The organism is Dactylosporangium sp. NPDC051485, from assembly GCF_040682015.1.
Taxonomy (GTDB): Bacteria; Actinomycetota; Actinomycetes; order Mycobacteriales; family Micromonosporaceae; genus Dactylosporangium.
In genome coordinates this window covers 47,645-70,238 of record NZ_JBFAZW010000046.1, presented here as the reverse complement: position 1 = coordinate 70,238, position 22,594 = coordinate 47,645, and the positions used below count along the sequence as shown (strand labels likewise).

Genomic DNA, 22,594 nt, shown 5'->3' with positions numbered 1-22,594 from the left:
GCGGCCGGGCACGTCCGACTCAGCCGTGCTTCACGGCGTACATCGCCGCGTCGGCCTCGCGCAGCAGCTCCTCGGCCCGGTCCGGCGAGCCGCGGGCGACGCCGATGCTGGCCCGGATCGGCATGAGCGTCGCCTCGATCGGCACCGGCTCGGCGAAGGCCGCCTGCACGGAGCGCACCGCGTCCGCCGCCTCGGCCGCACCGGCCCCTGGCAGCAGCACGGCGAACTCGTCGCCGCCGAGGCGGGCCGCCGTGTCCACGGGCCGCAGGCAGCCGCGCAGCCGGGCGGCGACCGCCCGCAGGAGCGCGTCGCCGGCGTGGTGGCCGTGCGTGTCGTTGACCGCCTTGAACCCGTCGAGGTCGATGATGAGGATCGCCGCCGTGGCGCCCGCCGCGGCCAGCCGCTCGGCGAACAGCGCCCGGTTGGCCAGGCCCGTCAGCGCGTCGTGCGTCGCCTCGTGCCGCAGCCGCTCCTGGAAGGCGACCACTTCGGTGATGTCGTGGGCGTTGTAGACCACGCCGCGGATGCCCGGCACGTGGGCGAGGTTCGTGGCCACCGCGGACAGCCAGCGCACCGTGCCGTCGGCGTGGCGCACCCGCAGCCGCAGCGTGGTACTGGTCCCGGGCTGCCGCAGCACGCTGGCCATCCGCGCCCGCAGCCCGTCGCGCTCCCCGGGCAGGGCCAGCGCCACGACCGGCCGGCCGACGACCGCGGCGACCGGCACGCCGAGCGCCCGCTCGACCGCCGGGCTGGCGTAGGCGACCACGTGGTCCGGCCCGGCGATGACGGTGACGTCGGAGGAGTGCTGGACCAGCGCCCGGAACCGCTCCTCCTGCTCCGCGAGGGCCCGCAGGCTGCGGTCCACCTCGCCGAGCAGCCGGGCGTTGTCGGTGAACGCGATGAGCTGCCGGGACAGTACGATGGCGGTGGCCAGCACGACGCCGGCCACCACGCCCCACTCGCGGGCCCCCAGCCGGCCCCCGGACAGCGCCACGACCAGCAGCGCGACGGCGGCGGCCACGCCGGCGTACGGGATGAGGCTGAACGGCCGCGCCCGGCGCCGGGCCAGGATGTCGGGGTCGGCCCGCAGCCCCACCTCGTTGATCCGCGGCACCGCGGCCAGCAGCACGCACGGGACCAGCCGCGAGAGCATCGCGACCTCGGGCCGGGTCACCTGCACCAGCTCGGGGGTCAGCCCGGTGCTGAGCCCGACGAGCACCCCGGCCGCGCCGGCGCTCCACCCGGCGATCGGGGTGAACGGCATGTTCCGCCCGAGGATCAGCTTGACCAGTCCGAACGCCCCGGCCAGGCTCGCCCCGGCGGAGGCCAGCGGCAGCAGCATCGTGGCCAGGTTCTGGTGCGTGTCGATGGCGGGGGAGAGGTACCACACGAACACCGCGGTGGCGACGAGCACCGTGCCGGCGTCCAGCACGAACCGCAGCCGCTCCCGCCCGGCCGTGCGGGTCGGGTGCAGCAGCATGGCCAGCAGGCAGACCAGCGAACCCAGCGTCACCAGCGCCGACTGCAGCGCCGAGCCCTGCACCATGCCCGCGACCGGGCTGGCGAACGTCTGCGCGCCCTGCACCGCGTCGGCCACCGTGAACAGCACCGCGCCGACGGCGACGAGCCGCCAGAACCGCCGGGTCGAGCCGGACACCCCGGGCAGCGCGCTCATCCGGGCCGACATCACCGCGAACACGACGTCGAGGAGCACCTGGATCGGCCAGAACAGCGCGAGCTTGGCGGTCCCGCCCGGGCCGGGCATGAGGTACCAGACCGCGCACGCGGCGGCCAGGACGAGCAGCGCGCGCAGCACCGGGTCACGCATCAGCACGCTGGTGGCGGCTCGGGCTGTGCTCACGGCACTCCTTGGGGCTGGTGACGTTGTTATCGACCGTCCGGCCGGGTACCTGAGACCTGACAAAATTTGGTATGCCTATCACATGACGGGGACATCATGGGACGAACTTCCGGGCCTGCACGCGGTCGTGGTCGTCCGCGATGGCGCGCTGATCCGGGAGCACTACGGCTCGGGCGAGGACCGCTCGTGGGCCGACGCGCTGGGCCACGTGCGGTTCGGCCCCGACACGCGGCACGACATCCGCTCGGTCACCAAGAGCGTCACGGCGCTGCTGTACGGCATCGCGCTGGCCGACGGCCGGGTGCCCGACCCCGCCGAGCCGCTGCTGCGGTACTTCCCGCAGTACCCGGACCTGGCCGCCGACCCGGCCCGGGCCGCGCTGACCGTCGGCGACGCGCTGACCATGTCGCTGGGCCTGCAGTGGCGGGAGGACCTGCCGTACGACAGCCCGGCCAACGCCGAGATCGCCATGGAGCTCGCCGAGGACCGCTACCGCTACGTGCTGGAGCGCCCGATCGAGCGCCCGCCGGGCATCCACTGGGCCTACTGCGGCGGCGCCACCGCCCTGCTCGGCAAGCTCATCGCCGACGGCACCGGCCGCACCCTGCCGGACTTCGCCCGCGGGGCGCTCTTCGACCCGCTCGGCATCGCCGCCTTCGACTGGCTGACCGGCGCCGACGGCGTCGCCTCGGCCGCCTCCGGCCTGCGCCTGACCCCGCGCGACCTGGCCCGCGTCGGCGAGGTGGTGCTGGCCCGCGGCGCGTCGATCGTCCCGGACCAGTGGATCGACGCGATGCTGCGGCCGCGCCTGAAGACCGACTGGGGCGCCGGTTACGGCTACCAGTGGTACATCGAGCACGTCGCCGGCCACGACGTCTACGCCGGCGCGGGCAACGGCGGCCAGCGCCTCTACGTCGTCCCCGCCCGCTCCCTGGTCGTCGCCGTCACCGCCGGCAACTACGACGACCCGGAGCAGTGGCGCACCCCCCTGCTCGTCCTGGAGTCCATTCTGGACGGTTAGCGGGGGTGGGCGGCGAAGACCTCGTGCAGGATGTCGACGTACACGCCGTGCCCGCTCGGGCTCGGCCAGTCCGTTGTGGACTCCACCGCCGTGCCCTCGCCCCACTCGTTGTAGGTGGTGACGAGCTGGAACGAGGCCTTCGAGGTGGCCACGGTGGTGGCGTCGCGGCGGAACCGGTCCGGGTCGCGGGCCAGCAGCGGCGTGCCGGTGTCGTTCTTCCAGAAGCCCGGCGAGCAGACCGCCGAGTACCCGGCCTGCACGTCCAGTCCGCCGCCCGGCGCGTACTGGTGCCAGCCGTCGGGCTGGTTGCGGCAGCCGCGATACCCGCCGAACACCTTCAGCACCACGTAGAACCCGGCGGTGTTGGCCGCCTTCCAGCGGTCGACCATCGCGCAGCCGTCGGTCCCGTCGCCGTAGGCGAAGATCACCGGCTTTCCGTTGACGTGCAGAAAGGCCGGGCTCGACGTGTACTTCGTGAGGTACGCGAGATCGGCGGCGAGCGCCGCCGAGGCGGGGTCGCCGAAGCCCTCGAGCTCGTAGTAGACCGTCCACGCGAAGTGCAGCCGCTCGGCCTCCTTCAGCAGCACCGCGAACCGCTTGTCCTCACGCTTGCCGGCGCCCCACCACGAGGCGATCCCGGCCTGCAGGCCCGCGTACTGCATGTCGGCGATCTGGCGGTCCACGACCTTCGGGTCGTCGCCGTTGTACTTCCCGGCGCTCGGCGTGTACTGGCTGCCGTTGTTCGCGAAGTTCTCCGGATACCACGGGTAGTAGAACGTCGCCCGCAGCGGCAGCGACGTATTGCTCACGACCTTGGCGCTCGAGGGCGCGGCACCGAGCCCGGCGCGGGCCGCCACCGGCTCGGCGGACGCATCCGGCGCGCCGGCAAGTCCCGGCTCGCCGGTGGGACTGGGCGCGGCCGCGGGCGGCGCCGGTGCCGGGGCCGGTGTCGACGTGCAGGCGGCGAGCAGGAGGGCGGCGGCGAGCGTCGTGAGGGCCCGGCGGATACGCGTCACGCGCGCGAGGCTATTCGGTCCGGTCCGGCGTACCAATGATGGTTGGCTTAAGGCCCGCTGAAATCGGGCTTTGGCCGCTCCATCCAGCTCGTCAGCTCGGTCAGGAAAGACAGTGCACCCACACGACGAGCTGGGAGGACCAGGCGCCCTCTCCACGGACGTCGAGCACGCCCAGTTCGACGCGCTGGCCGTACTTGTCGGCAGCCAGGCACGCGGGACGGTCGCCCCCGTGCCCCCCGCCCGCCGCGTCGGTCCATGGAACGTGCGCCACCACCGGGACGCTCTCGCCCTCACCGGGCGTCGCGTAGTTGTGGCCGTCGAACCTGAATGCGATCGCCGCTACATCCGCCTCGCCGGAGTTGGCCGCGACCCCGCTCAGCGTCCCCTGCACGATGACCGGCACTCCCCGGCTGCTCGTCATGGAGTAGGTAACCCCCGCGCCGATGAGGGCACCCAACACGAGTGCGATCAGGGGGACCAGAGCGCGCTTGCGCCCAACCGTTTGCAGGGGCGCCGCATCGACCATGGCCTCAGCATAATCTGCTTTGATGGCGCTCTGATTTTTCAGCATGAGGCGCAGGTCGTTGGTGGGGCTACTGACGACAGGCGATGGTGATGCCGCCTACCGCTCGACGAGGTGCACCGCAACGCCGAACCCGTCGCGGCGCGTGAGCAGGCCACCGATGGCGTCGCGCTCGGACTTCGATTCGTACGTCACCTGGATCAGCGCGCGGTCCTGCCCCTTGGGGCACGGCGAGCCCACCCCCACGGAGATGCCGGCGCCCAGTGCCTCGATGTCGTGGGCGAGGGCCTGGTTGCGGGCCAGCGCCGCGTTGGCCTCGGCCGCGGTCGGCAGCTGCGCGCAGGGCGGGTGCGTGTCGCCCGGCATCGGGAACCCGCCGCCGAGGACCGCAGCCGCGCCCGTACCGATGACGGCCACCACGACGGCACCGATCGCGATCTTGGAAGTCAGCCTCATCGGGAGTGCTCCGCTCTGGTGGGGTTGCTGATTCGTCCGCTGCCGATCTCGTGCCGGACGCCGCATGCCTCGATCATGTCGACGTCGTGCGTGGACACGATGACCGTGCAGCCGTTCGCGGCGAACTCCGTGAACAGGTCGATGACCTTCATCCGGTTGGCGGCGTCGAGCGACGCGGTGGGCTCGTCGACGAAGACGACCGCGGCTCGCTTGTAGATGGCCCGGGCCAGGGCGAGCCGCTGCTGCTCACCGCCGCTGAGGTGGCTGGCCGCCTCGTCCTGCCGTCCCGCCAGCCCGGTCTGTTCGAGCGCCTGGGCCAGCCGATTCCTGTCACCGGCGGCCCGCCGGCCCAGTGGGCTCGACCGCATGGTGACGTTGAAGGCGACCGACTCGTCGTTCATGATGCCGTAGTCCTGCAGTACGAACGCCGCGTGGTCGCGCCAGAACCGGCGCCGCGCCGCCGAGCCGTACTTCGTGACGTCCTTCCCGTCGATCAGGATGCGGCCGCGATCGACCGGGAGCAGCAGCCCGAGACAGTGCAGCAACGTGGTCTTCCCAGACCCGCTCGGGCCGACCAGGGCGGTCATCGTGCCGGGCTCGCAGTGAACGAACTCGCCGTCGAGCACCGGCCGCCCGCCGATCGCCACGGCGACGCCCTCGGCCTCCATCAGCATCTGGGACTCCCATCAGATCCGGCGCCGGCTCACACCGGCGAAACACCAGTTCGCGGTGCACAGATGACTCAGCGGTACCACGAGAACCCCGAATACCGCGGCGACCAGCAGGACGCCTGTCGCGTCGGGTCGCTGCAGCAGCGCGACGAGGGTCACGAGCACCGCGCCGGCCAGCAGGTCCCTGCTCACCCGACGCTGCAGGATCTGCGGCCAGGACCGGCCGGACAGCCGCAGCGGGAAGTCGCGCTTCGCCTGCAGCAGGGCGGTGATCAGCGCGCTGATCGCCGCCGCGACCGTGAAGGCGACGACCAGCGCGGCCAGCGCGAGGTTCATCAGCCAGACGACGTAGGCCATGAACTGCGCGCGCAGCAGCCCTTCCTCCGCGACGTAGACGACGCTCAGCCCGCTGGCGGACAGGCCGTGGCGTTCGAGCAACGCCTCCGTGGCCGCCACACCGGTGAACACCAGGTTCCTGGTCGAGACCATCGACGTCAGGTTCCGATCGTTGATCGTCAGGTGCAGCGAGGGCACGACGGCGACGAGGACGTCGCCGAGGAAGCGGAGGCTCCCGCCGTTGCCCCCTTCACCGACCGGCAGCCGGAATCCGCCGACCGGCTGCCGGTAGGCGAATCCCGGAAAGATCTCCTCGCCGGGGCGGCCCTGGTGCCGTGCGAGCAGCGCGAACGTCTCGCCGAACTCCCGGTTGACCAGAGCCTTGACGCGGTCGTACGGCACCGGCGCGAGCGCGTTCGCGGGAGCCCCCGCCGTCATCAGGTCGAGCCAGCGCTGGTTCACGAAGGTCACCGCCGAGTAGTCGCCGAGGTCGCCCTGCCAGACGTCCCGCGAGAAGGTGTACGAGTACGCGACCGCACCGACCGACTCGGCGTCCTCGACCAAGTCGCCGATCCGGGGCTCGACACCGGTCATCTCCGCGTCGCTCATCCCGAACTGGACGGCGACCTGGTCCGCGAGGTTCTCCCACTGCGCCGTCTCGGCCGCGGTGGCCGCCGAGCTTCGATACGCCGACCAGGCCGGCCCGGCCGTGGCCACCACCAGCAGGAACGTCAGCGCCTGGAGGACCGCGGCCGCCGAACGCAGGCTCTTCACCGCGGGCTGCCGGGTGGCGAGCATGGCGGCGCTCGGCCACGCGGACGCCGACATGGCGAGGGCGACGAGCAGCGACACCGCGATGACCCCGAACTCCAGGCCGGACAGCGCCTTGAGGAGGGGGCCGACGAACAGCCGGCCGTGGGACACCCAGACGTAGGCGGCGGCCGCGAGCGTCACGGCGCCCGCCGGGAGCAGCAGCGCGCCGGCGAACCCGCCCAGGTCCTGCGCCTGGATCCGCAGCGCCGGGCAGCCGCCGAGCACCCGCAGCGCGCGGCTGCGCGCCTTCATCGACAGCCAGAACAGGGCGAGCGCCGCGATGAGGGCGAACGCGGCCAGTACCGCCGTGCCGAAGCCGCCCTCCCGCATGGTGAACCGGAGGCTGTCGATGACGGACGCATCGGTGCGGGTCACGCGGACGCCCGCGCCGCTGAGCCGGGTCTCGAGCTCGCCGAGCCGGGCGCCGTCGCCGGTCACGAGGTAGGACCCGTCGGGCGGCGAGTTGGCCAGCCGGTCCCGGCCGACGACCTTTCCCGCGCTGGCGCCGCTGAACCAGGGGAACGTCGCGGGCAGGCCGGTGTCGTTGAGGGCGACGAACACCCGCTCGTGGCCACCGCCGGCCAGGTCGGGGGCGATCTTCACCAGGCCCAGGTGCCACTCGGCATCCGCCTGCGTCAGCATCGCGAACGCCGCTTGGTCGCTGAGCCGCGACCCGCCGAAGTCCAGGCCCAGTCGGCTCTGCGCGCCGATCGCCTGCGGAAAGTCCCGGTCATGCAGGTCGGTGACGATCGCCGCCACCAGCACCAGGAGGGCGAACAGCGCCCCGGCGACCACCATTACCACACGCCTGTACAACGACCCTCCCTGGCGACTGCCGGACACCGGCGGGAGGTGGGTGCCGCCCGCCGTACTCCAAGCAACCACGCGGATCGCGGCGAGACATCGGGCCGGAGTCGGCACCCGGGGGCCGGAGTCGGCCCTGGGTCCGTCAGACCGTGGTCCGATGCGGCGGCCGGCAGAACCGGTAGGCTCGGCGCATGATCGAGAGCCGGCGTCGCTCCCGTTCATCATGGTTGTGGCTGGTGCCCGCCGGTGCGCTGCTCGTCGTGGTGACCGCGGTCTTCGCGTTCGGGTTGACCTGGCCCTTCATCACCATCCTGTTGCTCGGCTCCGGGGCGCTCTCGGTCTGGGCGATCGTCCGGCTGCGGGTCGAGCGGGTCGAGCACGAGGTGGCGATGGCCCGCCGGGACGCCGCGGAGGCCGTGCTCGCCGAGCGGCTGCGCATCGCCCGCGACCTGCACGACCTCGTGTCCCACGGCCTCGGCATGATCACCGTGCGGGCGGCGGGCGCCGCGCACCTGCACGCCCGCAAGCCGGACGAGGGGGCCCTCCTGGCCGCCATCGAGGACGTGGAGGCCATCAGCCGAACGGCGACGGTCGAGCTGCGGCGCATGCTGGACGCGCTGCGGGAGGCCGGCGACGAACCGGCCCGCCACCCTGCGGACACCTTGGCGGCCCTGCCGGAGATCATCGACGGTGCCCGCCGGGCCGGGCTGGCCGTCGAGTTGCACCACGAGGAGCTCGGGCCGGTGTCCCAGGGCACCCAGGTGGCGATCTGCCGCATCGTCCGCGAAGGGCTGGCCAACAGCGTACGGTACGCCGGGTCGACCAACGTCGACGTCCGCCTGGCGCGGACCCGGGCCGCCGTCAGCGTGGTCATCAACGACGATGGGCCCAGCCGCGGCTGGGTCGTCCGGCCCGGCGCCGGGCACGGCCTCATCGGGCTGCGGGAACGGGTGGCCAGCCTGGGCGGGACCCTGACGGCGGGGCCGCGGGCGGAGGAACACGAAGGCCGGGCGGGGTTCTGCCTCGAGGTCACGATCCCGGAGGGAGCGGCGTGACCAGCGCCGACCGGCCCGTGCGGGTCGTCCTCGCCGACGACGAGCCGCTGCTCCGGCGCAGCCTGGCGATGATCATCGATGCCGAGCCGGGTCTCGCCGTGGTGGGGGAGGCCGGCGACGGGGCCGAGGCGGTGACCGCCGCCCGGACCACCGCGCCCGACGTGGTACTCATGGACGTCCGCATGCCGCGGGTCGACGGCATCGAGGCGACCCGGACCATCTGCCGGCTGCCAGAGCTCGCGCACACCCGGGTGCTGGTCCTGAGCATGTTCGACCTCGACGAGTACGTCTTCCACGCGCTGCGCGCCGGGGCCAGCGGCTTCCTGCTCAAGGACAGCCGTCCCGACGACCTGCTCGACGCCATCCGGCGCACGCACGGCGGCGAGTGGCTCTTCGCCCCGTCGATCCTGGCCCGCCTCGTCGAGCACTTCGTCCACAAGCGACACACCGCCGACGGCGGTTCCGCCGGGCCCTCCCGGCTCGACGGCCTCACCGCCCGGGAGGTCGAGGTGCTCGGCCTCATCGGGCAAGGGCTGTCGAACGACGAGATTGCGGAACACCTCACCATCGCCGTCAAGACCGTCAAGACCCACGTCTCGCACCTGCTGAGCAAGCTTGCGGCTCGCGACCGGGTGCAGCTGGTGATCGCCGCGTACGACGCCGGCCTGGTGAACCCCGCGGCGGCCCCTACGCGTCACCGGCGACCGTAGCGGCCGTGGCCGGTCCAGCGCCGCCCGCCCCGTGACGCACCGTCCACGACGCGCGCGGGAGGCGGGCGGATGGACCGCCACGCCGCCTCCCGCCGGCTCGGGCAACTTGCTGCCGCTGGGGTGCGACATGCCGCGGATGGCCGCGCATGCTCGACGCTGGTGTCAGGGCTGCGCGGGTACCATCCAGGACGTGGCTTCGCGGGCGGTGCGTTTTCGCGATCCGACGTCGGCGTATTCGCTGTACGCGTTGGCCGTGCACCCGATCGACGTGGTCTGTCCGCGGTGCGCTGCCCGGGCCCGCGTGGTCGGGGAACCGGGCGACGATCGGCCGTCGACGACTCGGGCGCGGCGGTTGGTGTGTTCCGCGTGCGGGCACACGGCGACGTGGTCGTCGAGGAGTGGATCGTCGTGGTGGGGTGCGGCCGTCGACCCGTTCTTCCGGCAGCCGCTGGTGCTGACGACGGTGGTGCGTGGGCACGTGTTGTGGGCGTACAACCGTGCGCATCTGGTCTTGCTGGCGCAGTTCGTGGCGGCCGGGCTGCGCGAGCGCGGCCCGCACGAGGGCTGCTCGATGTCGCTGATCGAGATGTTGCCGGCGTGGATGAAGTCGGCTCGCAACCGCGACGGCGTCCTGGCGGCGGTGGCTCGTCTCGCGGCCCGGCTCGACGATCCGGGCAAGGCCGCCCTTCGCCTGCGGGGCCCGGCGAAGACCGCCGATCTGCGTCGTCGCGGCGCCCACGAGCACCGGCGGGCGGCTTGGTCTACCGCTTCGCGCCCGTGAGGCGAGGACTGCAACCCAGGGCGGAGGCGGGCTCTAACCCGGGGCCGATGTGATCAGGGTCGATGACGGCGCAGCCTGAGGGGCATGCGGGTCATATGGAATCTCATCATCAACGTGGCGGCGCCGGTCGGCATCTTCTACGGGCTGCGGGCGGCCGGGGTCGGGCAGTGGTGGGCGCTGACGCTCGGCGCCGTGCCGCCCGCCGTGGCGGCCGTCTGGGGGCTGGCGCGCAAGCGGCGGGTGGACGCGCTCGGGGCGTTCACGCTCGTCGTGCTGCTGCTCAGTATCGGGGTGTCGTTCGTGACCGGCAGCCCCCGATTCCTGCTGGCCAAGGATGGCTGGCTCACCGCGGCCGGTGGGGTGTGGATCCTGGCGACGCTGGCGCGCACGCCCTTCTACCTGCAGGCGATCCGGGCGCTGACGGCCGGGACGATCCGGGAGCGGGCCGACGCGGCGTGGCGGGACTCGGCGCGGTTCCGGCACACGATGCGGGTGGCCACGGCGATCTGGGGCGTGGGGCTGGTGCTCGACGCGATCGTGCGGGTGGCGCTCGCCTACACGCTGCCGGTGGACCGGGTGCCGCTCGTCAGCGGGCTGCAGTACGTGGTCGTGTTCCTCGGCCTCGAACTCGGCAGCCAGATCTACGTGCGGCGCACCGGGAAGGACGCATTCAGGGAGGAGACAGCATGACACGGGTCGTACTGGTGACGGGCGGGGCGAGCGGCATCGGCGCGGCGGTCGTGCGGCGGTTTGCGCGCGGGGGTGCGGCGGTGGTCGTCGCCGACGTGGACGAGGCGCGCGGGGCGGCGGTGGCGGCCGAGGTCGGCGGCGTGTTCGTCCTCGCCGACGTGCGCCGCGAGGAGGACAACCTCGCCGCGGTGGCGGCCGCCGAGGCGCTCGGGCGGCTGGAGGTGGTGCACCTCAACGCCGGCACCGGGGGCTCGCCGCTGACCGCGGACGACTTCGACGCCGACGGGTACCGGCGGGCCGTCGCCGTGAACCTCGACGGGGCCGTGTTCGGGCTGCGGGCCGCGCTGCCGGCGCTGGTGGCGGGCGGCGGCGGGGTCGTGGTGGTGACCTCCAGCATGGCCGGGGTCGCGCCGGCGCCGTTCGATCCGGTGTACAGCGCGACGAAACACGCCCTGATCGGGCTGGTCCGCTCGGTGGCCCTCGCGATGGCCGACTCCGGGGTCACGGTCGACGCGGTCTGCCCGGGCCTCGTCGACACGCCGCTGCTGGACGGGGTCCGGGCGCACGCCGAGCAGGCGGGGCTCGCCGTCGCGGACCCGGACCTCGTCGCCGAGGCGGTCGAGACCCTGGCCCGCGGGCCAGGCTCCGGCCGCGCGTGGGTGGTGCAGGCCGGAAAGCCGTTCACGCCGGTGGACTTTCCCGCGGTGGAACTGAGCCGGGCGTGAGCGGCTGGGCCCGGACGAGGACGAGCGCCCGGGCCCGGCGCCGGCTCACCGCGGATGGCGCGCGCCGCGCGAGGCGGCGTGCACGCCCGCCTGGTTGGCGGGGAGGCCGTCCAGCAGGGCCTCGAGCCGCTTCACCATCGGGTCGTCCGCGTCGGCGTCGTAGTCGTCCGGTCGGGTCCCGTCGCGGCCGGGGCGCACCCGCAGCAGCCGCAGGACCAGCGTGCCGAACACGGCGACGAGCAGGTTGAGCACGAGGGCGACGATGCCGGCGTACACCGGAAATCCCTCGATCGTCGTCATCGATCCGCCGAAGTGGGCCTTCACGACCGTGCCGCCCGCGCCGAGCCGCGGGATGTCGTAGAGCAGCGCGACCCCGGCTCCCAGCCCGGCGGCGAGGCCGGCGATGAGGGCCAGGCGGTGGAACCAGTTCGTCACCAGGCCGATGAACCCGGCGGGAATGGTCTGCAGGATGATGACGCCGCCGATCAGCTGCAGGTCGACCGAGAACGCCGGGTCGAGCAGCAGGATGCAGCCGACCGCGCCGAGCTTCACCACCAGCGACGTCCACCGGCTGACCCGGGCCTCCTCGGCGGGGGTGGCCGCCGGGCGCAGGTAGGCGCGGTAGATCGAGCGGGTGAACGCGTTGGCCGCCGCGATCGACATCACCGCGGCCGGGATGAGCGCGGCGATGCCGAACGCGGCCAGGGCGATCCCGGCCGACCAGGGCGGGAACAGGCCGTGGAACAGCTGCGGCATGACGGTGTTGAGGTCACGGCCGACCGGGGTGACGCCCTGGGCCAGGGCGAAGAACCCGAGCATCGCCATGAGGCCGAGCACCGCACAGTAGATGGGCAGCGCGGCCGCGTTGCGCTGGACCGTGGCCCGGTCCTTGGCGGCGAGCATGGTGGTCAGCGCGTGCGGGTAGGCGAAGATGGACAGCGCCGAGCCGACCACCAGCGAGAGGTAGGCGGCCTGCCCGGACGAGCCGCCCAGGAGCAGCCCGTCGGCCGGCGACGGGGTGGCGGCGAAGTGCTCGCCGGCCTTGCGGAAGGTGCCGGCCCAGCCGCCCGACATGGCCACCACCAGCAGCGCGGCCACGACCACCCAGCCCAGCAGGACGTCCTTGGCGATGGACAGCAGCGCGGGCGCGCGCAGGCCGGAGCGGAAGGTGGACAGCGAGACCACGGCGACGGCGCCCAGCAGCGGCCACTCGCCCGGCATGCCGACCTCCAGCAGCACCGCCCGCAGCGAGCTGAGCTGCACGGCGATGTACGGCATGGTGGCCACGATCCCGGTGACCGCCACGAGCGCGCCCAGCCCGCGCGAGCCGAACCGGGCCGCGGTGAACTCGCTCGGCGTCACGTACCCGTGCCGGTGCGCGACCGACCAGGCCCGCGTCGTGAAGATGAACGACAGCGGCGCCGTGATGGTCGCGAACGGTACGGCGAAGAAGCCCATCGCCCCGACCCCGTACGTGAGCGCGGGCACGGCGACGAAGGTGTAGGCGCTGTACATGCTCCCGCCGAGCAGGAACCAGGTGGTCCAGTTGCCGAACGCGCGGCCGCCGACCCCCCACTCCTCGAGGCTGTGGATGTCCTGCGGCCGGCGCCAGCGCGCGGCGCCGATGCCGAGCAGCAGCATGGCACCCATCAGGGCGGTGAAGACCGCGGTCTCGGTCACCGCCCGGGGTCCCGGTTCGCCAGGTGGACGCCCGTGATGATGACGATGGCCAGGGTGATGCAGGCCATCTGGTACCAGTAGAAGAACGGGATGCCCCAGACCATCGGGTCGGCCCGGTCGTACAGGGGCGTGAGCATCGGGGCGACCGTCGGCATGGCCAGCAGCCAGTAGCCGGAGCGGGCGCGAGGCGCGCGCGGTGCCATCGGATCCTCCTCCTTGCGCAGGGCGGACCGATCGGGCACGGCGGGGCCCGGGGTGTGATCGGCTCGCCAGGGGAAGTGCGGTGTGGATCGGGGTGACCGCGATGATACTGGCGAGTAACGTTACGGAGGGTCTCGATTTGGTCTCAGCGCGTCCGGTTCTGCCGCCCGGTGCGGCTCACCCGGCCTCAGCACCGCCGGCGCAGCCAGCGCGAGGACCGCGGCCATCCGGTGGGGCTCACCCGGCCTCAGCGCCGCCGGCGCAGCCAGAACCAGGCGAGGATCGCGGCCATGGCGAGGGCCTCGGCGACGGCGGTCGCGGCGGCCGCCCCGAGCGGGCCGAAGCGCGGGACGCCGATGGCGACGGTGACCGTGAGGATCCCGGCCAGCACCGCGATGGCCTTGGTCGCGCGGCCGTACCGCCCGTCGCCGATCCACGTGCACAGCAGCCCCCGGGTGACCGCCATGAACGGCAGGGCCAGCATGAACAGCGTCAGCCAGCCGGCCGCCTGCCGGTGCGGCAGCGACAGGATCGTGCCGGTCAGCCACGGCGCCAGGACGACCACCACGGCCGCCATCGGCACCGCGCAGACCAGCGCCACCGCCACCGCGAAGCCGGTCGAGTGCTGCGAGCGCTCGATGCCGAGCCGGTTGCGCGCCCGGGCCACCATGGGCACCTGCAGCGCCGACTGCAGCACCCCGCCGATCGCCTGGTACGCGGTGACGACCGCCCCGAAGCTGCCCATGACCGCGTGCGGGGCGAACAGGGACAGCACCAGCGTGGGGGAGCGCACGACGTACAGCTCGGTCACCGCATACCCGAACAGGTTGCCGCCGGAGCGGAACGTCGACAGCGCGTCGCGCAGCGAGAGGCGCCCGAACCGGCCGCGCCGCAGCGACCCGTCCGCGCCGAGCATGAACTCGCCGACCGCGAGCTGCACCAGCCCGGCGGAGGCGAGCGACACGGTGAGCGGCACGCCGGCCAGGACCATGAGCAGCGAGGCCGCCTTGCTGCCGCACATCAGCACGGCGCTGGCGAGGAAGCGCATCCGCCGGCTGAAGTCGGCCATCTGCAGCTGGGCCAGGCCGTTGCCGAGCACCACCACGCCCGACGCGGCCAGGGGGGTCACGCCGTACCCGCGGCGCGCGTAGAACCACGTGACCGCCACGGCGCCGAGCAGGATGGCCGGCACCACCACGAAGGCCCACTGGCTGCGCACGAGCGCCCGCTCGTCCTCGGTGCCGTTGAGGTACAGCAGCGCCGAACCCCCGCCGGCGATGATGAGCACGAAGGCCAGCGCCGAGGTCATCACCGGGTAGGCCTCGATCTCGGCGTGCTGCCCGAAGGCCGAGCACAGCGCGAGCATGGCCGCGCTCAGCAGGCCGTTGATGACCACCGAGCCGCCGGCGATCGCCGAGTTGCGGGCCAGGGTCCGGCGGTCCGCCCCGGGCGGCGCCGCGTCCGGGACGGCCTCGGGCACGACGACGGCGTTGGTCTCACTCATCGAGCCGAACTCTACGCGGCGGCCCCCGCCGCCCTCTGTGGTCGCGAATATTGCCCGATCGGTGCTGTCCGACCTGCTGGCGCCGGGCTCAGCGGCGCAGTGCCCGGCCGACCCCGGCGATCACCGTCGTGGCCAGGATCCAGCCCAGGGCCATGATGAGCACCGCGACCACCTTGTCCGGGCCGACCGGGTCCCAGGCCCGCTCGTGGCCGAGGTCCACCAGCGGCACGAGCAGGTCCAGGGTGTACAGCAGCGGATCCCACGTCGGCGCCTCGCCCGGCTTCACCGGGTGCAGCGGCCCGCTCCAGCCGAACCAGGCCGTTCCGGCGCCCAGCACGGCGACCAGCCAGAGCAGGGCGCGGGCCGGGCGGTACCCGAAGCCGATGGTGACGTCCTGCACCGCGCCCCAGACCGCGCCCAGCCGCCCCATCGCCCGGTGGCGCAGCCGCTCGCGCACGCGCAGCACCTCGCGGGACTCCTCCTCCCGCCCGTCCCGGCGCAGCGCCGCGGCCAGCTGGTCGTACGGCCCGGGGGAGAAGACGGTGTCGTGGCGGGCCATCCAGTCCAGCCGCTGCCGGGCCGTCCACTCCACGGTGTCCCCGGAGCGGCGGCTGATCCGGTCGTACGCCAGCCCGGCCAGCTCCACGCGGCACTCCTGCGGCCACCCGGCCGGATCGTCGACCAGGCGCCCGGCGCGCGCGTCGCGCAGCGAGACGATGCCGGCCGACGAGGGCGCCAGGCGCAGCGTGAGCATCGCGGTCTGGGCCTCGATGAGCAGCAGCGCGTAGTCGCCGGGGTGGCGCAGGACCGCGCGCTGCAGGACGATCGCGGCCGTCGCCCGCAGCCCGATCATCATCACCATGCCGTCGGCCTCCAGCTCGTGGCCCCACACGCCGCCGCCCACGGTGACACCGCTGGCCGACAGGGCCGGCCCGCCCCGCTCCGGCGCGCGAAAGGTCGCCTGCGCCACGTTGAGGTCGCCGGCGATGCGGGCGCCGTTCAGCCTGAGCCCGGCGGCGTACGCGGCGCCGTGCCCGACCTTCGCGTCCCCCTCGACGACGGCCCGCTGCAGGTCGACCGCCCCGCCGAAGCGCGTGCCGGTCAGGTCGAACGCCCCGCCCACGCGGGCATGATGGAACCATCCCGCGCCGTGCACGGTGGCCCCGCGCATGCCGAAGAACCGGCGCACGCGCAGCGACTCGGCGTCGATGCCGGGCAGCTCGCACTCGTCGAGGTTGACCGAGCCGAGCTCGGCGTGGTCGAGCACCAGCGGCTCCTCGAACACGCAGCCGCGCAGCCGCAGCGGCGGGTCGACGCGGGCCCCGGTGAGGTCGAGGCGGCCGGTGATCCGCGCGCCGGCCAGGTCGACCCGGGCGGTGCGGCCGGGGCGGGGCGGCGGGCCGGCCAGCAGCAGCTCGGCGATCACCTCGGCCCGGACCACGCCGGTGCCGTGCAGATCGAGCGGTACCCCGGCCCGGAACGCGGCGCGCAGGGCCCGCTCGGCACGATTCCACATGGGTTGATCTATACCAGCATCGATGCCCGGCGCGGTCCCGGTCGAATCGTGCGAATGAGGCGAATCGGGACGACCGGCGTTTTGGCGGTGGCGGGTGTCGGCGGGCGCCGACGGGGTAACGAGCCAGGCATGCGCGACATCGAGGAGCTGCTGGACGAGCTGTACGCCGGGCAGGAGCGCATCAGCCGCAGCGAGATCTACCGCCGCGCGGTCGCGCTCGACCTGCCCGCCGGAGCGGCCACCGCGCTGGAGGCGCTGCCCGAGGGCGACTACGCCCAGGAGGAGGCCCTCGAGGCGCTCGAGATCGAGCCAGCCACCCCGATCGGCGTGCCGGGGGCCGCGCTGTCGGAGGCGGATCTCACCCGCGAGCTGCGGCACCTCCACGACACCCGCGAGGAGGCGCTGCGCCACGCCCCGGAGCGGGCGCTGGCCAACCACGACGACCGCACGGCGGAGCTCGAGGCCGAGTACCTGCGCCGGCACCCCGAGCGCGAGGTCGACCCCCGCCGGCTGCGCCCGTCCGAAGGAGCGCAGTCACCCGCGTGACGCTTGCCGGCCGGGTGGTCCCGGTCCGGGGGCTCAGGGCCGCGGGCGGCGGCGTGCGGCGCCGGCCAGCAGGCGGGCGAACAGGCCCACGTACACCAGGTCGAGCACCATCTGCACGAGCACCGCAAGCTGCGCCGCATCCGTCCGGGGAACGATGTCACCGAAGCCGGTCGTGGTGAACACGGTCATGGCGAAGTACAGGCCGGCGACGTGCGACAGCGGCGCCCCGAAATGGCCGTGGTGGGACAGCCACACGTAGACCGACGCGAACGGCACGATCAGCATCGGGAACGAGCCGGCCAGGATGCCCAGCGCTCGCAGCCGCGGATGTTCGGCCCGGGGTATCGCGCGCAGCTCCCGGGCCACCAGCGAGAGCACCAGCGCGATCGCGGCGGCGGTGGCGAGCAGCCCGCCGGGGGACAGCGGCCGCTCCAGCGGGGCGGTGAGGTACAGCGCCAGTAGGCCGGCGTCGACCAGAACCGGCAGCAGCACGCGCCCGACGCTAGCGTCCGCCGGAGTGGCCCGGCCTCACTCCCGGGAGGTAGGGGGACTCGGGGTTCCCCCCGCTCTCCTCCCGGCGATGTGCCCGAGCGGGCGCTCGCGCTGCCCGACGCCTCGACCGGGACCCGCTGCGGACATCGGATCTCTGCTCGCCGCCAAATCGCCTTAAGCGGCCATTATTTCTTGGTTCGGTACCGAACCATCGGATGGAATTTCTTGACAAACGCATCGATGTCGACGAAATTCTGAGGGCACACACATGCAGGTGCGATCGGCGCGCTCCTGTCCGCCGCCGAAAGGAACCCCATGAGTCTCACACGACGACAGGTGCTCGCCTCCGGGCTCGCCGCCACGGGCCTCGGGGCCGTCGGGTACCTCACCACCGGCACCGCAGAGGCGGCCAGCGCGCCCGGTGACGTGGTCGGCAAGATCACCGTCGGCTACCAGGGCTGGTTCGCCTGCCCGGGCGACGGCGCGCCGATCAACCAGTGGTGGCACTGGAGCCGCAACGGCGGCCAGCCGCCCTCGGCGGGCAACACCACCATCGTGTCCTGGCCCGACATGCGTGAGTTCACGAAGAGCTACACCACCGCCTACGCCAACCTCGGCAACGGCCAGCCGGCCAAGCTGTTCTCCTCCTACGACCAGCAGACCGTCGACACCCACTTCAAGTGGATGCGCGACTACGGCATCGACACCGCCGCGCTGCAGCGGTTCAACCCGGTCGGGGGCGAGGGGCCGACCCGCGACGCGATGGCCGCCAAGGTGCGCTCGGCCGCCGAGACCTACGGGCGCAAGTTCTACATCATGTACGACGTCACCAGCTGGACCAACATGCAGTCGGAGATCAAGACCGACTGGACCAGCAAGATGTCGGCGTACACCTCCTCGTCCGCCTACGCCCGGCAGAACGGCAAGCCGGTGGTCTGCATCTGGGGGTTCGGCTTCAACGACGCGGGCCGCCCGTTCGCCCCCGGCCCCTGCCTCGACGTCATCAACTGGTTCAAGGCGCAGGGCTGCTACGTCATCGGCGGCGTGCCGACCTGGTGGCGCACCGGCGTCAACGACTCCCGGGCCGGCTTCCTCGACGTGTACCACGCGTTCAACATGATCTCGCCGTGGATGGTCGGCCGGACCGGCGACATCGCCGGCCTGGACTCGTACTACAACAACGTCAACGTCGGCGACCAGGCCGACTGCAACGCCCGCGGCATCGACTACCAGCCCTGCGTGATGCCCGGCGACCTGTCGGCCGGCGCCCGCTCACACGGCGACTTCTATTGGCACCACATCTACAACATGACCCGGCTGGGCGCCCAGGCTCTCTACGTGTCGATGTTCGACGAGTTCAACGAGGGCAACCAGATCGCCAAGACGGCCGAGAACGCCTCGATGCAGCCGACCGACTTCGGTCACCCGGCGCTGGACGCCGACGGCGTGGCGTGCTCGTCGGACTACTACCTGCGCATCACCGCCGACGGCGGCAAGATGTTCAAGGGCCAGATCGCGCTGACCGCGACCCGCCCGACCCAGCCGACGGGCGGGACCACCACCACCCCGCCGCCGACGGGGGCGGTCGCGCTGCGCTCGCGGGCCAACAACCTGTTCGTCACCGCCCGGGACGCCGGCAACTCCTCCCTGCAGGCGACCGGCGCCACGGCGCAGGCCTGGGAGCAGTTCGACCGGATCGACCTCGGCGGCGGCAACATCGCGCTGCGGGCCCGGATCAACGGCCGCTACGTGTGCGCCGAGAACGCGGGCGCCGCCGCGCTCATCGCCAACCGCACCGCCGTCGGGGCGTGGGAGACGTTCCGCCTCGTCACCAACTCCGACGGCACGGTCAGCCTGCTGGCGACGGTCAACAACCAGTACGTCTGCGCGGACAACGCCGGCGCCGCCCCGCTCATCGCCAACCGCGCCGCCATCGGCGGCGCCTGGGAGAAGTTCGACCTGGTCAACCTGTGACGATCGCCGGCTTCCGGCAGGATGTCCGGAAGCCTCGCCGGGCACCCCCACGCGGGGTGCCCGGCCCCGGCGCGGGCCGCCCAGGGCCGCAACCACTGCATCGTGCGGACCGCTTCCGCGGTGGGTGCGCGACCTGGTGAACGCGCTCGCCATTGCTGGAGTGCGCCGGCCGTAAATCGCGCAAACCACACGCGAACGCGCGAATCGTCAAATGCGCGAACTATGCGAGCAATACGCGAACCCCGACGTGGCCCACCGGGCGTTCAAGGGCGGCCCGGCTCTCGCCCGATTGGCCTGGCTCGCCGCCGGTGGGGTCCTGCGCCGCCGCCGGAAATTGCGCATGCCGGCACGGCAATTCTGGGGTTTTGACGTGTGGGACGCGCGTTTTTTGTGGGTGGAGGTCGCGCCCGCGGTCCCGGCAATGCTCGTGTTTGCCCGGCTGGCCGGCCGCGCCGCCCGCCGCGCCGAGCCAAAACGTTTGTTTCTACACGTAAATCAGCGAATTTTCCATGGTGCAATTGTTCGCTTTGGTCAATGTAGGATGACGCGGGTGGCCACAGCGTTAGTTTCTGCGGGGAAAGCGCGGTCGTGCGACTACACGCACAAGCCCAGTGCGGCCGACGTTCATTGCTACTACGTCGTGCATCCGTCGTCGCCGCACGGCGAGTGGGCCCTGGAGGCGGTGCTGCGGCCCGCATTCCGCGCGCTGCTGGCCGACTACGGGATCGCCGCCGTGCGGCTGGAGTTCGGCGACGTGCCGCCGGTGCGGCCGGACGCCGTCACCTATCTCGTGTACGGCCCGACCGATCCGCTCGAGATGTCCTCCGCCGAGCGGGAGTACCTGGCCGCGCTGGCCGCCGAGGGCATCCGCACGAACGTCATCTCCGCCTATGCGCTGACGCCGTCCGGCGCGGACCGGCCCGGCTACGAGGCCGCCCGCACGGTGGTGCCGGCGCTGTGCGACGAGCTCGGCATCAACGCCCTCTACCCGGACGAGATCGACCGGGTCCGGGGTATCCGGACCAACACGTGGCAGGACGTGTACATCAACGCCATCGGCGAGACGATCCGGGTCAAGTACCGGCCGACCGAGAGCCTCGAGTCCGACGACGCGCAGGTGCGGGGGCGGCTGCGGCGCGAGCACGCCGCCGACGTGGCCGAGCTGGCCCGGCTGCACCGCGAGTTCCATCTGTGGCAGCGCAAGCCCTACACCGACGGCTCGATCATGTTCCCGCACGACGGCTACTGGTTCGTGTCGCAGACCATGACCGACAAGACGCGCATGACGTCGGACGACTACGACCTCATCACGTCGTTCGACGAGGGGCTGCGCGGCATCACCTACGCGGGGCCGCGGCTGCCCAGCTCCGACTCGCCCGAGTTCCTCATGCTCAGCAGCCTCATGAGCATGCACGGGCGGCGGCCGCGGCTCATCGTGCACTTCCACCACCGGGAGCTGACCCGCGGGCCGCGGTATCGGGACCTGGTCACCGACACGACCATCGAGGGCGGGCAGTTCGCCGCGGGGCGGCTGTTCTTCGGCGAGCTGCGCCGCAGGGGCACCGACTGGTTCATCATTCGCGAGCACGGGATGGTGTGGGTGGGCAACTCGGTCGGGGAGTTCGGCGCGTTCGTGTCCCGGGTGGTGGCCCGGCCGTGAGGCGGCCGTTCTCGTACCACCGGGCCCGCAGCAGCAGCGGCACCGCCACGAGCTGCAGCAGCCCGGCGAGGACGAACGCCGCCGGGTAGTCCCACATGTCGGCCGCCCGGCCCAGCAGCGGCTGCGTCACGACGCCGCCGCAGGAGCCGACCATCGAGTCGAACGACAGCACCGTGGCCCGCTCGCCGGCCGGGATCAGCTCGTTGAGGTACGCCTGGCGCGAGGGCAGCACGCCGGCGGAGACCAGGCTGTTGCCGGCCAGCATCGCCATCGCGACCGGCAGCCGCCCGACCAGGCCGAGGCCGGTCAGCAGCGCGGCGTTGAGCAGCACGCCGGTGAGCAGGACCGAGACCCGCCACCGGAACAGCGACCGGAAACGGCCGGCCAGCAGCCCGCCGAGCATCTGCGCGGCGGAGGTGAGCGCGGCCGAGACGCCGAGCAGGCCGTACGCCTGCTGGTCGCCGGCGAGCTGCAGCAGGTACGGCTTCTGGACGAACGCGACGAAGTAGCCGATGCCGGCCGCGACGAACGCGCCCAGCATGACCCAGCGCAGGGCGGGCCGGCGCCAGCCGCTGCGGATCGAGGCGTCCAGGACCCGGCGCATCGCCCGCAGCGGCGACCCGGCCGGCCGTGGGGTGAAGCCGATGTCGTGCATGAGCCGCCAGGCCACGACGGTCAGCGCGAGCAGCAGCCCGGCCCGGACCAGGAAGGGCATGCCGACGTCGGTCAGCTGGGCCAGCCAGGCCCCGGCCAGCGAGCCGGCGAGGGTGCCGACGCCGCCGTACACCTGGGCCCGGGCGAACACCGTCTCCAGCCGCCCGGGCCAGCGCAGGAAGTGCAGCGCGTCGACCAGCCACGCGTCGGTCGCGCCGGAGAAGCACGTGAAGCCGGCGGCCAGCAGGATCGAGACCCCCGCCCACACCGCGACCCCGGCGTGCACCCGCCAGGCCAGCCAGTACAGCAGCGTGGTCGCGAACAGCATCAACCCGCCGAGCAGGTAGGAGGTCCGCCGCCCCCACGTGTCGGCGATGGTCCCGGTCGGCACCTCGAACAGCGCGTAGCCGAGCGTGAAGCACGCGTTGGCGGCCAGGGCCTCGGTGTTGGACAGGCCCGCCTGGAACAGCAGCAGCGAGTTGATGCCCCAGATGAACGAGACCGCGAGCGCGTTGAGCAGGACCAGGGTGAGGTACGTGCGCCGCACGGTGCGGCTCGTCGCCACCATGGTGGCCAGCCTATGCGTAAGCGTCGATGTATGGCGATGGCCGCGCCGCGGGAGAGGGCCGGCGCCCGAGCGAAATGGTGATAATTCTCTGGACTGACTCCAGAACATTATCTTGACTCAGTCCAGAAAAGTGGTCCAGACTCTCTCCCGTGCGCGCGATGTTCGACGCCGAGCTCTTGCTGCGCGGGGCCGCCCAGCGGGCCGGCCCCGGTCGCCGTGCTGCCGGCGGTCCACCAGCGCGCCCGCACCGCCGACGTCGGCTGCGCCGCCGGCCACCCCCTGCCTGACCGTCCACCGGGGCCTTAACCCCGCTTGTTGCACCCAATCAAGGAAC

Annotated in this window: 21 protein-coding genes; 9 read left to right on the top strand and 12 right to left on the bottom strand. The window is 72.8% G+C overall.

Translation table 11 applies throughout. The features are described from left to right. Positions 1-19: 19 nt before the first annotated feature. The gene (locus AB0M46_RS25505; RefSeq protein ID WP_363339667.1) at positions 20-1,861 is read right to left on the bottom strand and encodes a sensor domain-containing diguanylate cyclase; all 1,842 of its coding nucleotides are present in this window, start codon (positions 1,859-1,861) and stop codon (positions 20-22) included. An 82-nt stretch (positions 1,862-1,943) separates the two neighbouring features. On the opposite strand from AB0M46_RS25505, the gene AB0M46_RS25500 reads away from it, so the two are divergent. After that, positions 1,944-2,882, top strand: coding sequence for a serine hydrolase domain-containing protein (locus AB0M46_RS25500; RefSeq protein ID WP_363339665.1), 939 nt, complete (start codon positions 1,944-1,946; stop codon positions 2,880-2,882). Here AB0M46_RS25500 and AB0M46_RS25495 read toward each other — a convergent pair. From AB0M46_RS25495 to AB0M46_RS25475, 5 genes are all read right to left on the bottom strand, one after another. Then, a complete protein-coding gene (locus AB0M46_RS25495; protein WP_363339663.1) occupies positions 2,879-3,898 on the bottom strand; it encodes a hypothetical protein in 1,020 nt (339 codons plus the stop codon). The two genes, AB0M46_RS25500 and AB0M46_RS25495, sit on opposite strands and share 4 nt — an antisense overlap. 100 nt (positions 3,899-3,998) lie before the next feature. After that, positions 3,999-4,469 (bottom strand): hypothetical protein, encoded by a 471-nt coding sequence (locus AB0M46_RS25490; protein ID WP_363339661.1) that lies wholly within the window; start codon positions 4,467-4,469, stop codon positions 3,999-4,001. Positions 4,470-4,520: 51 nt separating this feature from the next. Then, positions 4,521-4,877 (bottom strand): hypothetical protein, encoded by a 357-nt coding sequence (locus tag AB0M46_RS25485; RefSeq protein WP_363339659.1) that lies wholly within the window; start codon positions 4,875-4,877, stop codon positions 4,521-4,523. Continuing rightward, on the bottom strand, positions 4,874-5,551 hold the full coding sequence (locus AB0M46_RS25480) for an ATP-binding cassette domain-containing protein (RefSeq protein ID WP_363339657.1): 678 nt from the start codon (positions 5,549-5,551) through the stop codon (positions 4,874-4,876). Before AB0M46_RS25480 ends, AB0M46_RS25485 begins: the two co-directional genes overlap by 4 nt. A gap of 12 nt (positions 5,552-5,563) precedes the next feature. Continuing rightward, the gene (locus tag AB0M46_RS25475) at positions 5,564-7,501 is read right to left on the bottom strand and encodes a hypothetical protein (protein ID WP_363339691.1); all 1,938 of its coding nucleotides are present in this window, start codon (positions 7,499-7,501) and stop codon (positions 5,564-5,566) included. A 194-nt stretch (positions 7,502-7,695) separates the two neighbouring features. Between AB0M46_RS25475 and AB0M46_RS25470 the strand changes: the two genes are divergently transcribed. The 5 genes from AB0M46_RS25470 (at position 7,696) to AB0M46_RS25450 (ending at position 11,465) form a co-directional block, all read left to right on the top strand. Further along, positions 7,696-8,559 carry a histidine kinase gene (locus tag AB0M46_RS25470; RefSeq protein ID WP_363339655.1) on the top strand — a complete coding sequence of 288 codons (864 nt, stop codon included), beginning with the start codon at positions 7,696-7,698 and terminating at the stop codon, positions 8,557-8,559. Positions 8,560-8,576: 17 nt separating this feature from the next. Then, positions 8,577-9,269: a response regulator transcription factor gene (locus tag AB0M46_RS25465; RefSeq protein WP_363339689.1), complete on the top strand. Its 693-nt coding sequence runs from the start codon at positions 8,577-8,579 to the stop codon at positions 9,267-9,269. Positions 9,270-9,396: 127 nt separating this feature from the next. Next, positions 9,397-10,050 (top strand): hypothetical protein, encoded by a 654-nt coding sequence (locus tag AB0M46_RS25460; RefSeq protein WP_363339653.1) that lies wholly within the window; start codon positions 9,397-9,399, stop codon positions 10,048-10,050. A gap of 84 nt (positions 10,051-10,134) precedes the next feature. Continuing rightward, positions 10,135-10,740 carry a VC0807 family protein gene (locus AB0M46_RS25455; protein ID WP_363339651.1) on the top strand — a complete coding sequence of 202 codons (606 nt, stop codon included), beginning with the start codon at positions 10,135-10,137 and terminating at the stop codon, positions 10,738-10,740. Beyond that, positions 10,737-11,465, top strand: coding sequence for an SDR family NAD(P)-dependent oxidoreductase (locus tag AB0M46_RS25450; protein WP_363339649.1), 729 nt, complete (start codon positions 10,737-10,739; stop codon positions 11,463-11,465). Before AB0M46_RS25455 ends, AB0M46_RS25450 begins: the two co-directional genes overlap by 4 nt. A 45-nt stretch (positions 11,466-11,510) precedes the next feature. Here the strand turns inward: AB0M46_RS25450 and AB0M46_RS25445 are convergent, their stop codons facing one another. From AB0M46_RS25445 to AB0M46_RS25430, 4 genes are all read right to left on the bottom strand, one after another. Beyond that, a complete protein-coding gene (locus AB0M46_RS25445; protein WP_363339687.1) occupies positions 11,511-13,115 on the bottom strand; it encodes a sodium:solute symporter in 1,605 nt (534 codons plus the stop codon). A gap of 26 nt (positions 13,116-13,141) precedes the next feature. Next, entirely contained in the window at positions 13,142-13,348 is a 207-nt protein-coding gene (locus AB0M46_RS25440) for a DUF3311 domain-containing protein (protein WP_363339647.1), read from the bottom strand. Between the two features lie 245 nt (positions 13,349-13,593). Continuing rightward, positions 13,594-14,850: a hypothetical protein gene (locus tag AB0M46_RS25435; RefSeq protein WP_363339645.1), complete on the bottom strand. Its 1,257-nt coding sequence runs from the start codon at positions 14,848-14,850 to the stop codon at positions 13,594-13,596. A gap of 88 nt (positions 14,851-14,938) precedes the next feature. Further along, positions 14,939-16,366, bottom strand: a complete 1,428-nt coding sequence (locus AB0M46_RS25430; RefSeq protein WP_363339643.1) for a hypothetical protein — start codon at positions 16,364-16,366, stop codon at positions 14,939-14,941. A gap of 303 nt (positions 16,367-16,669) precedes the next feature. Between AB0M46_RS25430 and AB0M46_RS25425 the strand changes: the two genes are divergently transcribed. Further along, positions 16,670-16,912, top strand: coding sequence for a DUF6158 family protein (locus AB0M46_RS25425; RefSeq protein WP_363339685.1), 243 nt, complete (start codon positions 16,670-16,672; stop codon positions 16,910-16,912). 33 nt (positions 16,913-16,945) lie between these two features. Here the strand turns inward: AB0M46_RS25425 and AB0M46_RS25420 are convergent, their stop codons facing one another. Beyond that, complete coding sequence (locus AB0M46_RS25420; protein ID WP_363339641.1) at positions 16,946-17,404, bottom strand: potassium channel family protein; 459 nt, start codon at positions 17,402-17,404, stop codon at positions 16,946-16,948. A 315-nt stretch (positions 17,405-17,719) separates the two neighbouring features. Here AB0M46_RS25420 and AB0M46_RS25415 point away from each other — a divergent pair, with 315 nt between their 5' ends. Continuing rightward, the gene (locus tag AB0M46_RS25415) at positions 17,720-19,378 is read left to right on the top strand and encodes a glycoside hydrolase family 71/99-like protein (protein WP_363339639.1); all 1,659 of its coding nucleotides are present in this window, start codon (positions 17,720-17,722) and stop codon (positions 19,376-19,378) included. Between the two features lie 550 nt (positions 19,379-19,928). Beyond that, positions 19,929-21,038, top strand: a complete 1,110-nt coding sequence (locus AB0M46_RS25410; protein ID WP_363339637.1) for a hypothetical protein — start codon at positions 19,929-19,931, stop codon at positions 21,036-21,038. Here the strand turns inward: AB0M46_RS25410 and AB0M46_RS25405 are convergent. Beyond that, on the bottom strand, positions 20,953-22,260 hold the full coding sequence (locus tag AB0M46_RS25405) for an MFS transporter (protein ID WP_363339635.1): 1,308 nt from the start codon (positions 22,258-22,260) through the stop codon (positions 20,953-20,955). The two genes, AB0M46_RS25410 and AB0M46_RS25405, sit on opposite strands and share 86 nt — an antisense overlap. Positions 22,261-22,594: the final 334 nt, after the last annotated feature.

Excerpts from the sequence above, each read along its gene's own strand:
- AB0M46_RS25455 (WP_363339651.1), top strand. The coding sequence starts at position 10,135 with ATGCGGGTCATATGGAATCTCATCATCAACGTGGCGGCGCCGGTCGGC.
- AB0M46_RS25430 (WP_363339643.1), bottom strand. The coding sequence starts at position 16,366 with ATGTGGAATCGTGCCGAGCGGGCCCTGCGCGCCGCGTTCCGGGCCGGG.
- AB0M46_RS25460 (WP_363339653.1), top strand. The coding sequence starts at position 9,397 with ATGCCGCGGATGGCCGCGCATGCTCGACGCTGGTGTCAGGGCTGCGCG.
- AB0M46_RS25480 (WP_363339657.1), bottom strand. The coding sequence starts at position 5,551 with ATGCTGATGGAGGCCGAGGGCGTCGCCGTGGCGATCGGCGGGCGGCCG.
- AB0M46_RS25500 (WP_363339665.1), top strand. The coding sequence starts at position 1,944 with ATGACGGGGACATCATGGGACGAACTTCCGGGCCTGCACGCGGTCGTG.
- AB0M46_RS25445 (WP_363339687.1), bottom strand. The coding sequence starts at position 13,115 with ATGGGTGCCATGCTGCTGCTCGGCATCGGCGCCGCGCGCTGGCGCCGG.
- AB0M46_RS25450 (WP_363339649.1), top strand. The coding sequence starts at position 10,737 with ATGACACGGGTCGTACTGGTGACGGGCGGGGCGAGCGGCATCGGCGCG.
- AB0M46_RS25490 (WP_363339661.1), bottom strand. The coding sequence starts at position 4,469 with ATGCTGAAAAATCAGAGCGCCATCAAAGCAGATTATGCTGAGGCCATG.
- AB0M46_RS25485 (WP_363339659.1), bottom strand. The coding sequence starts at position 4,877 with ATGAGGCTGACTTCCAAGATCGCGATCGGTGCCGTCGTGGTGGCCGTC.
- AB0M46_RS25435 (WP_363339645.1), bottom strand. The coding sequence starts at position 14,850 with ATGAGTGAGACCAACGCCGTCGTCGTGCCCGAGGCCGTCCCGGACGCG.
- AB0M46_RS25415 (WP_363339639.1), top strand. The coding sequence starts at position 17,720 with ATGAGTCTCACACGACGACAGGTGCTCGCCTCCGGGCTCGCCGCCACG.
- AB0M46_RS25470 (WP_363339655.1), top strand. The coding sequence starts at position 7,696 with ATGATCGAGAGCCGGCGTCGCTCCCGTTCATCATGGTTGTGGCTGGTG.
- AB0M46_RS25405 (WP_363339635.1), bottom strand. The coding sequence starts at position 22,260 with ATGGTGGCGACGAGCCGCACCGTGCGGCGCACGTACCTCACCCTGGTC.
- AB0M46_RS25440 (WP_363339647.1), bottom strand. The coding sequence starts at position 13,348 with ATGGCACCGCGCGCGCCTCGCGCCCGCTCCGGCTACTGGCTGCTGGCC.